The sequence below is a fragment of the Kineococcus haloalkalitolerans genome, assembly GCF_050871905.1.
In the GTDB taxonomy this organism is placed as follows: domain Bacteria; phylum Actinomycetota; class Actinomycetes; order Actinomycetales; family Kineococcaceae; genus Kineococcus.
On record NZ_JBJLSH010000032.1, the window covers coordinates 40,079 to 53,230 of the forward strand.

Annotated in this window: 12 protein-coding genes; 4 read left to right on the forward strand and 8 right to left on the reverse strand. The window is 75.0% G+C overall.

Annotation, left to right across the window (positions count from 1 at the left end; all coding sequences use genetic code 11):
* Positions 1–10: 10 nt before the first annotated feature.
* Positions 11–727: a hemerythrin domain-containing protein gene (locus tag ACRYMY_RS13355; protein WP_432547750.1), complete on the reverse strand. Its 717-nt coding sequence runs from the start codon at positions 725–727 to the stop codon at positions 11–13.
* A 112-nt stretch (positions 728–839) separates the two neighbouring features.
* Between ACRYMY_RS13355 and ACRYMY_RS13360 the strand changes: the two genes are divergently transcribed.
* Positions 840–1,820 carry an SDR family oxidoreductase gene (locus ACRYMY_RS13360; protein WP_432547751.1) on the forward strand — a complete coding sequence of 327 codons (981 nt, stop codon included), beginning with the start codon at positions 840–842 and terminating at the stop codon, positions 1,818–1,820.
* A gap of 6 nt (positions 1,821–1,826) precedes the next feature.
* Here ACRYMY_RS13360 and ACRYMY_RS13365 read toward each other — a convergent pair whose 3' ends face one another.
* Together ACRYMY_RS13365 and ACRYMY_RS13370 are read right to left on the reverse strand one after the other, a co-directional pair.
* Complete coding sequence (locus ACRYMY_RS13365) at positions 1,827–2,858, reverse strand: helix-turn-helix transcriptional regulator (protein ID WP_432547752.1); 1,032 nt, start codon at positions 2,856–2,858, stop codon at positions 1,827–1,829.
* 77 nt (positions 2,859–2,935) lie between these two features.
* A complete protein-coding gene (locus ACRYMY_RS13370; RefSeq protein ID WP_432547753.1) occupies positions 2,936–4,168 on the reverse strand; it encodes a P-loop NTPase family protein in 1,233 nt (410 codons plus the stop codon).
* Positions 4,169–4,353: 185 nt separating this feature from the next.
* Here ACRYMY_RS13370 and ACRYMY_RS13375 point away from each other — a divergent pair, with 185 nt between their 5' ends.
* Positions 4,354–5,220: a class I SAM-dependent methyltransferase gene (locus ACRYMY_RS13375; protein ID WP_432547754.1), complete on the forward strand. Its 867-nt coding sequence runs from the start codon at positions 4,354–4,356 to the stop codon at positions 5,218–5,220.
* Positions 5,221–5,286: 66 nt separating this feature from the next.
* Here ACRYMY_RS13375 and ACRYMY_RS13380 read toward each other — a convergent pair whose 3' ends face one another.
* From ACRYMY_RS13380 to ACRYMY_RS13395, 4 genes are all read right to left on the reverse strand, one after another.
* On the reverse strand, positions 5,287–6,780 hold the full coding sequence (locus tag ACRYMY_RS13380) for a mannitol dehydrogenase family protein (protein WP_432547755.1): 1,494 nt from the start codon (positions 6,778–6,780) through the stop codon (positions 5,287–5,289).
* Positions 6,781–6,823: 43 nt separating this feature from the next.
* Complete coding sequence (locus ACRYMY_RS13385) at positions 6,824–7,720, reverse strand: carbohydrate ABC transporter permease (protein WP_369070311.1); 897 nt, start codon at positions 7,718–7,720, stop codon at positions 6,824–6,826.
* On the reverse strand, positions 7,717–8,574 hold the full coding sequence (locus ACRYMY_RS13390) for a carbohydrate ABC transporter permease (protein ID WP_432547759.1): 858 nt from the start codon (positions 8,572–8,574) through the stop codon (positions 7,717–7,719). The genes ACRYMY_RS13385 and ACRYMY_RS13390 overlap by 4 nt, the downstream gene beginning before the upstream one ends.
* Positions 8,575–8,805: 231 nt before the next feature.
* On the reverse strand, positions 8,806–10,188 hold the full coding sequence (locus ACRYMY_RS13395) for an ABC transporter substrate-binding protein (protein ID WP_432547760.1): 1,383 nt from the start codon (positions 10,186–10,188) through the stop codon (positions 8,806–8,808).
* A gap of 152 nt (positions 10,189–10,340) precedes the next feature.
* On the opposite strand from ACRYMY_RS13395, the gene ACRYMY_RS13400 reads away from it, so the two are divergent.
* Positions 10,341–11,315 (forward strand): sugar-binding transcriptional regulator, encoded by a 975-nt coding sequence (locus ACRYMY_RS13400; RefSeq protein ID WP_432547756.1) that lies wholly within the window; start codon positions 10,341–10,343, stop codon positions 11,313–11,315.
* A gap of 89 nt (positions 11,316–11,404) precedes the next feature.
* Here ACRYMY_RS13400 and ACRYMY_RS13405 read toward each other — a convergent pair whose 3' ends face one another.
* Positions 11,405–12,373, reverse strand: coding sequence for an aldo/keto reductase (locus ACRYMY_RS13405; protein ID WP_432547757.1), 969 nt, complete (start codon positions 12,371–12,373; stop codon positions 11,405–11,407).
* Between the two features lie 120 nt (positions 12,374–12,493).
* Between ACRYMY_RS13405 and ACRYMY_RS13410 the strand changes: the two genes are divergently transcribed.
* Entirely contained in the window at positions 12,494–12,985 is a 492-nt protein-coding gene (locus ACRYMY_RS13410; protein ID WP_432547758.1) for an Hsp20/alpha crystallin family protein, read from the forward strand.
* Positions 12,986–13,152: the final 167 nt, after the last annotated feature.

Sequence of the window (13,152 nt, forward strand, 5' to 3'; positions counted from 1 at the left end):
CGGGGGAGGGTCAGCGGTGGCGGCGGCGGGTCAGGAGCCGCCCGAGGGCCAGCACGGCCACGGCGGCGAGCGCGGGCACGACCGGCAGGGCCCGCCGGCGGCGGCCGGCGCCCACCGGCAGGGCGTGGTCGACGGCGTCCTGCACCCGGTCGGTGACGGCCAGCGGGATCCCGGCCAGGACGTTGCCCGGAGGCCGCCGGGGGACCCGCGGGTGCGGGCGGGTCGGGGAGGCGCGGCGCTGGACCTCCCAGGCGGCGCCGATGGCGCGCAGCTCCTCCACTCCCACGGCCCGCTGCAGGCGCGGCAGCAGGTCGTCCTCCTCGTCGTGCGCGTCGTGGCGGATCACCGCGAAGGCGCCCCGGACCGTCTCCTCGTGCTCCGGTGAGCGCGGGTCGGAGCGCTGCAGCGCCTCCAGCGCGTCGTTGACCCGCTGGTGGTCGCCCTCGATGTGGGCGGTCAGCTCGTCGTCCGCCCCGGCCAGGAAGCGCCGGTAGGCGGGGAACAGGACGGTCTCCTCGGCGAAGGCGTGCCGCAGCGCCCGCTCGCCGAGCTCGGCGAGGATCCGGCCGCGGGCGTCCGGGTCGGTCTCGGCGTCGTGCGCGCGCATGAGCGCGTCGAGGTCGGCGTGGTCGCGGCTCTGGCGGGACAGGACGCTGCCGGGCCCGCCGCGCTCCTCCTCGGACTGGTCGGCGACCGACCTCAGGCCGTTGTGGCGGGGGTTCGTCATGGTGTCCCCCTGCCCCGTCACGGAGCGATCACGCGCGCCCGGGCGGGCGCGCCGAGGACTCCTGCGCGAACCCCGACAGCAGGTGTCGGGGTCCGCGCCCACCGTGGCCGGCGTGGACACCGACCAGCACCCCGACCAGCGCTCCAGCGCCGCTCCCGACCTCAGCGGCCGCGTCGCCCTCGTCGCCGGCGGCACGCGCGGGGCGAGCCGCGCGGTCGCCGTCGAGCTCGGCCGCGCCGGCGCGCACGTCGTCGTCACCGGCCGCAGCAGCGCCGGGCGCCGCTCCGAGGTGGGGCGGCCGGAGACGATCGAGGAGACCGCCGACCTCGTGCGCGCCGCGGGCGGCACCGCGACCGCGCTGCGCGTGGACCACCTCGACCCCGGCCAGGTCGCCGCGCTGGCCGCGCGCGTCGAGGACGAGCACGGCCGCCTCGACGTCCTCGTCGACGGCGTGTGGGGCGGCGACGGGCACCTGGACTGGGGCAAGCCCGTCTGGGAGCACGACCTCGCCGCCAGCCTGCGCATGGTGCGGCTGGGCGTGGACAGCCACGTCGTCACCGCCCACCACCTGCTGCCGCTGCTGCTGCGCACCGGCCGTCCCGACCGGCTCGACCGGCCCGGTCGCGGCCTCGTCGTCCTCCTCACCGACGGCACCGCCGAGCACAACAGCCGCTACCGCGAGGGCACCACCCTCGCGTTCCACGTCGCCAAGGCCGCCGCCCACCCGCTGGCGACCGCGCTGGCCGCGGAACTGGCCCCGCACGGCGTGACGGCGCTCGCCCTGACCCCCGGCTGGCTGCGCTCGGAGGCGATGCTGGACACCTTCGGCGTCACCGAGGAGACCTGGCGCGACGCCCTCGCCCAGGAGCCGCACTTCGCGATCTCGGAGACGCCGACGTTCGTCGGGCGGACGGTCGCCGCCCTGGCCGCCGACCCCGCCCACGCCCGGTTCGCGGGGCGCACCACGTCCAGCGGCGAACTGGCGCGCGTCTACGGCGTCGACGACGTCGACGGCAGCCGGCCCGACGGGTGGCGCTACGTGGCGGAGGTGGTGGACACCGGCCGGCCCGCGGACACGACGGGGTACCGCTGAGGCGCGTCATCCGGTGCGCGGGCGGTGTCGGGGGGTGTGGCGCGCGGCCATCGCGCGGGCGGTCGCCGCGAACGCCGCCCGCGCCGCCGGCGGGTCCAGGACCTCCACCTCGGTCCCCAGCGGCAGGAGCTGACCGGCTGCGATCGCGGGGTCCTCCAGGTGCAGGACCACCTCCGTCCACCCGTCCGCAGCCGGTGCCTGCGCCGCCGCGAGCGCCTCGGCCGCCACGCCCGGGTCGAGGACGCGCGGCAGCGCGCGCAGGCCGCGCGGGCTCAGCCGCACCCGCACGGGCACGCGCCGCAGGGACCGCTCGAACGCCGCGGAGGACGCCGCCCACCACGCCGCCAGGTCGAACCCCGCCGGGCGCTCGGCCGGTCCCGCGTCGGCGACGGCCCGCACGCGCGAGACCCGGTAGGTGCGGACGGCCCCGCCGTCCTCGCCGTCCCCGGCGGCCACGAGGTACCAGGCGCCGGCCTTGAGGACGAGGCCCAGCGGGACCAGGTCGCGCCGCACCTCGCCGTCGCCGCGCGCGTACGCCAGGGCCACCCGCCGGTCCGTGAGGACGGCGTGCGCGAGGGCCGGCAGGTGGGTGCCCCCGGTGCCCCCGTCGGGGCGCGCGAACCAGCCGGGCGCGTCGAGGTGGAAGCGCCGCGCCACGCGCAGGGCCTCCTCGCCCAGCGCGGCCGGCAGCGTGGCGGACAGCTTCGCGTGAGCGGCCGCGACCGCCCCGCCCAGTCCCAGGTCGGCCAGCGCCCGCGGCGGGCTCATGGCCAGCAGCGCCACCGCCTCCCGCTCGGTCAGGCCGTCCAGCCGCGAGCGCCAGCCGTCCACGAGCCGGACCCCGCCGTACCGGCCGGGTTCGGTCCACACCGGCACACCCGACTCGCGCAGCGCGGCCACGTCCCGCGCGGCGGTGCGCTCGGAGACCCCGAGCTCGGCGGCGAGCTCGCCGGTGGTGGCGCGCCGGCGCCGCTGCAGGACGAACAGGAGCGCGACGAGCCGCTCGGCCCGGCCGCGGGCGGGGGCGCCGTCGACCACGCGGAGAGCCTAGGGCGGGTGACGGACAGCGGAGGGGTGGGAGGTCCGCACCGCAGGTCCACCTCGTGCAGCCCCGGCTACCGGACGGCGGGCCAGTCGCTCGTCAGGTACGCCTCGACCGCCCGGTGCCGGAACGAGTAGGGCCTTCCTCGGCCGATGATCCCGCGTACGGTGTCGAGGCGCTGGGACGTGGGTCCGGCTGCCGCGGCCGACGTGAAACCGGCCGTGGCGGCGATGCGGGTGAGCGTCCGGTCCGCCGGAGGGAGCCGGGCCATCGCTTCGAGGAACTCGCGCTCGCGCTGCGGCAGTCGGCCGAGGATCCGTTCCACGTGGGCGGACGCCTCGCGCTGCGCCGCCCTCCACCCCGCCTCGACCTGGGCGGCGGTGATGGTGGTGTCCTCGCCGGCGTACCAGGCCTCCTGCCCGGCGAGCTGGAACAGGAAGGGCTCCCCGCGGCAGAGGTCGACGAGCAGCGCGACGGCGTCCTGGGTCATGTGGACGGTGGCCGGGCCACCCCGGTCGTCCGTCACCTCCCAGCCCGGTGAGACGAACACCTGGAGCGCCGTGGTCAAGTCGTCGTCGTCGATCGCCTCGAGGACGGTCGTGGCGAAGCGGCGGGCGAACGTCGCGCCCTTGCGCGCCCCGGCCCGGTCCTCGAACTCCGGCAGTCCGGTCAGGTAGACCGCGACGGGCAGGGACCGCTCGAACCGCACTCCTCCCGGCCCGTCGACGACGGTCCGGTGCGTGAGGGCGTCGCCGAGCGCGATGAGGAGCTGCGAGAGGGCTCGCTCGTCGGTGATGTTCTGGACCTCGTCCACGTGCAGGAGGCACACGACGCCCCGCCCCACGGCGGCACGGCCGATCTCGACGAGCAGCTCGCTGAGCACCAGGTGCGGGTCCGCCCCGTCGCCCTGGCGCAGGCTCAGGGAGACACCGCTCACCGCGACGGCTTCGACGCGGCCCAGCAGTTCCTGGAGACGACGTTCCCTGCGCGGGGGCAACCCGGCGACGTGGGCGAGGTCCAGCAGGGCGCCGGCGACGAGCTTGAGCGGGTCGGACCCCAGCGGCACCCTGATCTGCGGTGTGGTCCAGTCGCCCGCTCCGGCCGCCTCGGAGGCGATCTTGCGCACGAGGGCGGACTTGCCGAGACCGGGCTCGCCGAGGACGGTCCGGCCGCGTTCCGGCAGGCCGCTCGCCAGGCGGGGCCGGAGGACGCTGCGCCAGTCGTCCAGCTGCGTCGTCCGGCCGGCCCACACCTGCGGCACGATGTCCGACCCCGGGTTGAACGGGTTGTTGATCGCAGAACGCACGATGATAAACTTATCAAGCCTCGGAGCCGTGCAGCGGCGCGTCGGTGCTCCTGACCGCTGGCATCGCCAGACGGGTCGCAGGACGCTCCGAGTCGCTGAGCTGGATCTCGCCGGGCCGGGTGCACCGCGCGACGACCACGTGCGAGCACCTGGCGGTGGTCCCACCGGGCTGCCACCGTGGCGGGGTGACGGACGCGCGGGGCGGTTCGGCCGTGGACCGCGGGTGGACGTGGGACCCGACGCTGTACGCCGGGAGCGCCGCCCACTACGCCGTCGGCCGGGTGCCGTACCCGCCGCAGGTGGTGACCGCGCTGGTCGGGGCGCTGGGGCTGGACGGCACGGGGACGCTGCTGGACGTGGGGTGCGGTCCCGGGTCGCTGACGCTGCCGATGGCCCCGCACGTCGCCCGGGCGATCGGCGTGGACGCCGACGCCGACATGCTCGCCGAGGCGGAGGACCTGGCCCGCCGGTGGGGCGTCGCGAACACCGAGTGGGTCCGGCTGCGCGCGGAGGACCTGCCGGCCGGCCTGCCGCGGGTGGACGTGGTCACCTTCGCGCAGTCGTTCCACTGGACCGACCGCCCGCGGGTGGCCGCCGCGGTGCGCGGCCTGCTGCTGCCGGGCGGGGCGCTGGTGCACGTGCACGCCACCACCCACCGGGGCCTGGACGCCTCGGAGGACGCGGGCCAGCCGCTGCCCCACCCCCGCCCGCCGTGGCCGGCCGTCACCGACCTGGTGCGCCGCTACCTGGGACCGCGCCCGCGCGCCGGCCGGTCGGTGCTGCCGGACACCGCGGGCGGTGACGAGGAGGCCGTCTACCGCGCCGCCGGGTTCACCGGCCCCCAGCGCCTGGTCGTGCCGGGCCCGGTGGTCGTCCGCAGCGCCGAGGAGGTCCTCGCCGCGGTCCACTCCCTGTCCGGTGCGGCGCCCCACCTGTTCGGCGACCGGCTGGGCGCCTTCGACGCGGACCTGCGCCGCCTGCTGGCGGGCGCGAGCGACGACGGCCGCTTCAGCGAGCGGCTGCGCGACGTCGTCCTGGACGTCTGGCGCTGACCGCGGCGGGCGGCGACCGGGGCCACCGGTGCGGCGGGGGGCGTCACCGCCGCCGCACCGGTGGCGTCAGCGGGCGACGACCTCCTCGAGCGTCGCGCGCGCCCCCCGCTCGTGCAGGGAGCGCAGGACCCTCGTGTACTCGGCGACGAAACGCTCGTCGTCCACGAGGTCGCCGAACAGGCTGCGGTCGGCGATGAAGGCGGTGGGGTCCTCCCGGTTGCGCCGCGCGGTGGCGACGAGGCGCTCGGCGAGGCGGTCGGAGACCTCGATGGGCTGCCCCTGCTCGTCGACGCCCTCGGCGTAGCGGGCCCAGCTGGCCACGACGGCCGCGGCGCGGTGGAACTCCCCGCCGGTGGCCAGCTGGTGGCGCACCACGGGCAGCAGCCACTTGGGGATGCGGTCGGAGCTCTCGTTGCACAGCCGGGCGACGGTGTCGCGCACCTCGCCGTTGGAGAAGCGGTGCACCAGCTCGCGCCGGTAGGCGTCCAGGTCGATGCCCGGCACCGGCGGCAGGGTGGGGGAGCCCTCGCGCTCCATGTAGTCCAGCAGGAACCGTGCGAACAGCGGGTCCTGCGCGACCTCGTGCACCAGCCGGTACCCGGCCAGGTGGCCGAAGTAGCACAGCGCCTGGTGGCTGGCGTTGAGCAGGCGCAGCTTCATCAGCTCGTAGGGCTCGACGTCCTCGACGACCTGCACGCCGGCCTCCTCCAGCGGCGGCCGGCCGGCGACGAAGTCGTCCTCCAGCACCCACTGCACGAACGGCTCGCACACGACCGGCCAGGCGTCCTCGACCCCGAAGCGCTCGCGCACCTCGGCGCGGTCCTCCTCGGTCGTGCCGGGGGTGATCCGGTCGACCATGGAGTTGGGGAAGGACACGTGCTGGTCGATCCAGGCGCCCAGCTCGGGGTCCTTGGCGGTGGCGAAGGCGACGAACACCTTGTGCGCGTTGTGCCCGTTGCCCTGGATGTTGTCGCAGGACATGACGGTGAACGGCCCGTGGCCGCGGTCGCGGCGCCGGCGCAGCGCCTCGGTGACCAGCCCGAACGTCGTGCTCGGCACGGCGTCCGGCGCCAGGTCGGCGGCCACCGCGGGGGTGTCGAGCAGGAACTCGCCGGTGACGGCGTCGACGTTGTAGCCGCCCTCGGTGACCGTCAGGGACACCACGCGGATCCGCGGGTCGGCCATGGCCTCCACCGCGGCGTCCGGGTCGTCGGGGGCCAGCAGGACGTCGAGGACCGAGCCGACGACGCGCGGCTCGCGGCCGCCGTCGGGGTCCTTCAGCACCAGCGTGTACAGCCCGCCCTGGGAGTTCATCGCGTCGCGGATGCGCGCGTCGTGGGGCAGGACGCCGATGCCGCGGACCGCCCAGTCGTGCGCCAGCCCCCGCTCCATGAGCCGGTCCAGGTACATCGCCTGGTGGGCGCGGTGGAAGCCGCCGACCCCGAGGTGGACGATCCCCGGCGTCAGCGCCGAGCGGTCGTAGGTGGGCACGGGCACCCGGCGGCCGACCTCGGTCAGCGTGGCGGGCGAGAGCGGCACGGCGGAGGTCGTGGAGGTCACAGCAGCTCTCCGGGGGTGTGGGTGGACGGGGCCGCCGGGCCGGTCACTTGACCGCGCCCATCGACAGGCCCTGGACGAGCTTGTCCTGGGCGGCGAAGCCGGCGACCAGCACGGGCAGGGAGATGACGGTGGCCGCGGCGCACAGCTGGGCCAGGAACAGGCCCTGGCTGGTGACGAACCCGGTGAGGAACACCGGGGAGGTCTGCGCGACGACCGCCGTCAGGGTGCGGGCCAGCAGCAGCTCGTTCCAGCTGAAGATGAAGCAGATGAGCGCGGTGGCCGCGATGCCGGGCACCGCGACGGGGGCGACGACCGAGCGCAGCGTGCGGATCAGCCCGGCGCCGTCGATGGAGGCGGCCTCCAGCATCTCCACCGGCACCTCGGCCAGGAAGGAGCGCATCATCCACACCGCGATCGGCAGGTTCATCGCGGTGTACAGCAGCGCCAGGTAGGTGACGTTGTCCAGCAGCCCGGCGTAGCGGGCGAACAGGTACAGCGGCAGGACGGCCGCCACGACGGGCATGAACTTCGTCGACAGGAAGAAGAACATGACGTCGCTCCACCGCTTGACCGGCCGGATCGACAGCGCGTACGCGGCGGGGATCGCCAGGCACAGCACGATGATCGTCGACACGACGGACGCCGACAGCGAGTTGATGAGCGGCGGCCACGGGCCGGCGGCGAAGAAGCTGCGGTAGCCGTCCAGGGTGAGCGCGGCGGCCACGGCCGGCGGGTTGGTGGCCGCGTCGGTCTCGGAGTGGAAGGAGGTCAGGACCATCCACAGCACGGGTGCGACGAACAGCAGGCCGACGATCCAGGCCAGCAGGCCCCACAGCGGGTTGCCGCGGTTCAGCTCGCGGGCGCGGCGCTCGCGGCGGCTGGTGGGGACGTGCCCGGCGCTGGGCCGGACGGCGGGGGCGGTGCGGGCGGCGGTGCTCATCGGGCGCCCTCCTCCTTGAACATGGTCGAGACGACCCGCAGCGCGAACGTCGCGATGATGATCGTGGCGATGACGACGACGACGCCCATCGCCGAGGCCAGGCCGTACTGACCGGCCTGGAAGAACGTCTGGTAGATCGTGTACGGCAGGTTCGCCGTGCCCAGGGCGCCGGAGGTGATGGTGAAGACGGCGTCGAAGTTCTGGACGATGTAGATGGCGCCCAGCAGACCGCCCAGCTCCAGGTACTGGCGCAGGTGCGGGAAGGTCAGGTAGCGGAAGATCTGCCAGCCGCTGGCGCCGTCCATGCGCGCGGCCTCCTCCGCGTCGGCGGGCTTGGACTGCAACCCGGCCAGCAGGATCAGCATCATGAACGGCGTCCACTGCCAGATGAGCGCCACCTGGATGGAGATCATCGGGGCGACGGTGAGGTACTCCGGCTGCGGGGGGCTGTCGCTGCCGAAGAGGCCCCACACCCACGTCAGCACGCCGTTGAGCAGGCCGTAGGAGGGGTTGAACAGCGCGTGCTTCCACAGCAGCGCCGCGGCGATCGGCACGACGAGGAACGGGGCGATCATCATGGTGCGCACGGCGCCGCGGCCGAAGAACTTCCGGTCCAGCAGCAGCGCGATGAGCATGCCCAGGACGAGGCTGACCCCGACCACCACGACGGTCAGGACGACGGTGTTCCACACGGACTCGCGCAGCCGGGCGTTGGAGAAGACCTCGACGTAGTTGTCGAAGCCGATGAAGGACCGGTTGCCCGGTCGCAGCGCGTTCCAGTTCGTGAACGAGATGACGATCGTGGTGATGAACGGCAGCTGGGTGGCGATGAAGAGGAAGATGAACGCCGGCATCAGCGGTGCGCGGCGGGCCCAGTTCGAGACGCGGCGCGCGCCGGTCGCGGAGGTGGTGGGGGGCGGTGCGACGGCGCTGCCCGCGGCCGACCGGCCGCCGGGGGCGCTCGGGGTGTCGGTGCCCGTGCTCATCGGTCTGCTCCTGCGGGGAGTCGGTGCGGGTGTCGGGGTGGCGCGCGGGACGGGTGCGGCCGACCCGCCCCGCGGGTGCGGGGCGGGCCGGCCGGCGCCTCACTCCTGGTAGACCTGCGTCACCTGCTGCTCGGCGACCTGCTGGCCCTGCGCGAGGGCGTCCTCGACGCTGGTCTGGCCGGCGATGGCCGAGCTGACGAACTGCGAGACCTCGGTGGCCATGGCCGCGAACTCGGGGATCGCGACGAACTGGATGCCCGGGGCCGGGCGCGGCTGCACGCCGGGGTCCTGCGGGTCGGCCGCGAGGATGGCGTCGCGGGTGGCCTCGTAGAACGGGCCGGCCTGCGCCTGGTAGTCGGGGTTCTCGTAGGTGCTGGTGCGCTTGCCGGCCGGCACGCGCGCCCAGCCGAGCTCCTGGCCGACGAGCTCCTCGTAGCCCTGGCTGGAGGCCCAGGAGATGAACTCCCACGCGGCGTCCTTGTTCTGCGAGGCCTCCTGCACGCCCCACGCCCAGGTGTACAGCCAGCCGGAGGAGTCGGTCTCGACGACCGGGGCCGGCACGTAGCCGATCTGCCCGGCGACGGGGGAGCCCTCGGCCTCCAGCGACCCGGCGGCCGACGTCGCGTCGTACCACATGGCCACGTTCGACTGGGTCATGTTGTTCAGGCACTCGGTGAAGCCGGCCTGCGGGGCGCCGGCCTCGCCGTGGGTGCGGACGAGGTCGACGTAGAAGCGCGTGGCCTCGGTGAACTCGGGGGAGTCCACCTGGGCGTTCCAGTCCTCGTCGAACCAGGTGCCGCCGAAGGTGTTGACGACGGTGGTCAGCGGGGCGAAGACCTGCCCCCAGCCGGGCTGGCCGCGCAGGCAGATGCCGCGCATGCCCGGGCGGACGTTGTCGACGCGGGCGGCGAGGTCGGCGACCTCCTGCCAGGTCGGGTTCTCCGGCATCGTCAGGCCGGCTTCCTCGAACACGTCGGTGCGGTACATGAGGAAGGACGACTCGCCGTAGAACGGCTCGGCGTACACCGAGCCGTCGGAGCCGGTGAGCGAGCTCTCCATCGAGTCCAGGATGTCGTCCTGGTCGAACTCGGTGTCCTCGGCGATGTAGTCGTCCAGGGGAGCCAGCCAGCCGTTCTCGGAGTAGAACGGCACCTCGTAGTTGGAGATCGAGGCGACGTCGTACTGGCCGGCCTGGCTGGAGAACTCCTGCGTGATGCGGTCGCGGACGTCGTTCTCGGGCAGCACGGTGTAGTTGACCGTGATGCCGGTCTCCTCGGTGAACCGCGGGGTCAGCTCCTGCAGGTCCACCATCTGCGGGTTGTTCACCATGATGACGTTGATGCTCTGCGCGCCGCCGTCCTCGCCGCCGCCCGCGCCGCCGCCACCTCCGCCACCGCCTCCCGCGCCCGAGCAGCTCGTCAGCAGCAGGGCGCCGCTGAGGGCCCCCGCGAGCGCGACCCGTCGCGTGTGGCGTCCGGCCATCGTCCCCTCCAGTGTCCTCGTCGACAGTCCAGGACCGAGCCTGCCGCTCATGTGAGCGGGGTAGTCTCAGTTGTGCGATAGTGACCGGCGGCACAGGGGTGTGTCAACTGGGTCCCGCCGCACGGCGGGACGTCGACCGGGAGGGGTGGACCATGGCGAAGGCGCCGGCCCGCGCGGGCACCACCGACAGCGGCCTCGCCCTGGCCGCCGTCGCCGCTCAGCGCTTCCACGTCGAGGGGCGGACGAAGGTCGACATCGCCCGTGAGCTGGGCGTCAGCCGCTTCAAGGTCGCCCGGCTGCTCGAGGACGCGCGGGCGGCCGGCCTCGTCCACATCCGGGTGACCGTCCCCTCCTCGCTGGACGCCGAGCTGGCCGAGGGGCTGCGCGCCCGCTTCGGGGTGCGCGCGGCCTACGTCCTGCTGCCCGAGGAGGACACCGTCCTGGGTCAGCGCCGCACCATCGCCCGCTTCACCGCGGGGCTGCTGGAGGAGGTCGTCGTCCCCGAGGACGTCGTCGGCCTGGCCTGGGGGCGGGCCATCTCGGTGCTGGCGGCCGCCGTGCGCAGCCCGCTGCGCTGCCGGTTCGTGCAGCTGTCCGGGGCCCTGCCGCGCCCCGACGTGGAGGACAGCGCCGTGGACCTCGTGCGCCGCACCGCCGAGGCCACCGCCTCCACCGCGGCCACGTTCTACGCGCCGCTGGCCGTGCCCGACGCCGCGGCCGCCGAGGGCCTGCGCGCGCAGTCGGGGATCGCCGAGGCGCTCGCCGAGCACGAGCGCATGACGCGCGCGGTCGTCTCCATCGGCGCCTGGCTGCCGGGGGAGTCCACGGCCCTGGACTCCCTGCAGGCGATGGACCCCGCCCTCGTGCGGGAGCTGACCGCCGCCGGTGCCGTCGCGGAGATCACCGGGGTGCTGTTCGGGGCCGACGGGCGGGAGGTGCCCGGGCTGGCCGACCGCGTCGTCGGCGTCACCGGCGAGCAGCTGCGCCGCACCCCCGAGGTCCTGGCGATGGCGACCGGCGACGCCGGCGTGCGCGCGGAGGCCACCGCGGCCGTGCTGCGCAGCGGGGTGGTCTCCACCGTCGTCACGCACGCGTCCCTGGCCCGCGCGGTCCTCGCCCTGCCCTGACCCCCGCCGTGACCCCCGCCGTGACCCCCTCCGTGATCTTGCAGGGAGTCCCAGCAAGATCACGGCGAGGGGGAGGGGGAGGGGGAGGGTCAGAAGCCGACGACCTCGTGCGGTTCGTAGGGCGCCTCCAGCTCGGCGACCTCCTCGTCGGTCAGCTCCAGCTCCAGGGCCGCCACGGCGTCCTCGAGGTGGTGCGGCTTCGTGGCGCCCACGATCGGCGCCGTCACCACGGGGTTGCGGGCCACCCACGCCAGCGCGACCTGCGCGCGCGGCACCCCGCGGCGCTCGGCGACGCGGGCGACGGCCGCCACGACGTCGGCGTCGGAGTCCCGGTACAGCGTCTTGCCGAACTCGTCGGTCTCCGAGCGGTTCGTCGTGGCGTCCCAGTCGCGCGTCAGCTTGCCGCGCGCCAGCGGGCTCCACGGGATCACGCCGATCCCGGCGTCGGCGCACAGCGGCAGCATCTCCCGCTCCTCCTCGCGGTACAGGAGGTTGTAGTGGTCCTGCATCGTCACGAACCGCGTCCAGCCGTTGAGCTCCTGCAGGTGCAGCGCCTTGGCGAACTGCCACGCCCACATCGACGAGGCCCCCAGGTAGCGGACCTTGCCGGCCTGGACGACGTCGTGCAGCGCCTGCAGCGTCTCCTCCACCGGCGTCGCGGGGTCCCAGCGGTGGATCTGGTACAGGTCGATGTAGTCGGTGCCCAGCCGCCGCAGGCTGGCGTCCACCTCGGTGAGCACCGCGTGCCGCGACAGCCCGGCGCCGTTGGGGCCCGGGCGCATCCGGCCGTGGACCTTGGTCGCGATGACGACCTCCTCGCGGCGGACCCGGCTCAGCAGGACCTTCCCGACGATCTCCTCGCTGGAGCCGTTCGAGTAGACGTTCGCGGTGTCGAAGAAGGTGACGCCCAGGTCCAGGGCCCGCTCCAGGAAGGGGCGGCTCTCGTGCTCGGGCAGCGTCCACGGGTGCCCGCCGCGGTCCGGCTCGCCGTAGCTCATGCACCCCAGGCACAGGCGGGAGACCTCGAGACCGGTCGAGCCCAGCTTCACGTAGTCCATACCGCGATCGTGGTGCGGCGGACCGTACGCCGCCAGCGAACGACGGGATTGAGCCGGGGCGGCTCACGTTGTACGAGCTGGTGGCGCTCACCCCGAGCGCCGGGAGTCCAGGAGGACACCGTGAACAGCCTCTCCCTCGCCCGCCAGTTCGACCAGCAGTTCGACGCCCTCGTGCGCTCGGCGTTCGCCGCGCCCGTGCGGACCGCCGCCCGCCCCGGCACCGGGTTCAGCCCCGCCGTCGAGGTGGACCGCGACGGCGACGACGCGCTCGTGCGCGTCGAGCTGCCCGGGCTGACCGCCGACGACGTGACCGTGGAGCTGGACGGCGACCGCCTCGTCGTCTCCGGCGAGCGGCGCGACACCCGCGAGCGGTCCGAGGGTGCGGTGCGCCGCAGCGAGTTCCGCTACGGCAGCTTCCGCCGCGCCCTCGCGCTGCCCACCACGGTCGGCCCCGAGGCCGTCAGCGCGACCTACGACGCCGGGGTGCTCACCGTGCGCGTCGCCGGCGTGCACGCCGCCGCCCGGCCGCAGCGGATCGCCGTGACGGCCGCCCCCGCCGCCGCCCCGGCCGCCGACGAGCAGCCCGCCCAGGAGCAGCCCGCCGGAGAGTGACCCCCGCCCCGCGGTGATCATGGACGGTCGAACGCTCATCGATCCGTGATCACCGCGGGAGCAGGGTCCCCGTGACCCCCGCTCCCCGGGGGGGGGGGGGGGGGGGGGGGGGGGGGGGGGCGGGGGGGGGGGGGGGGGGGGGGGGGGGGGGGGGGGGGGGGGGGGGG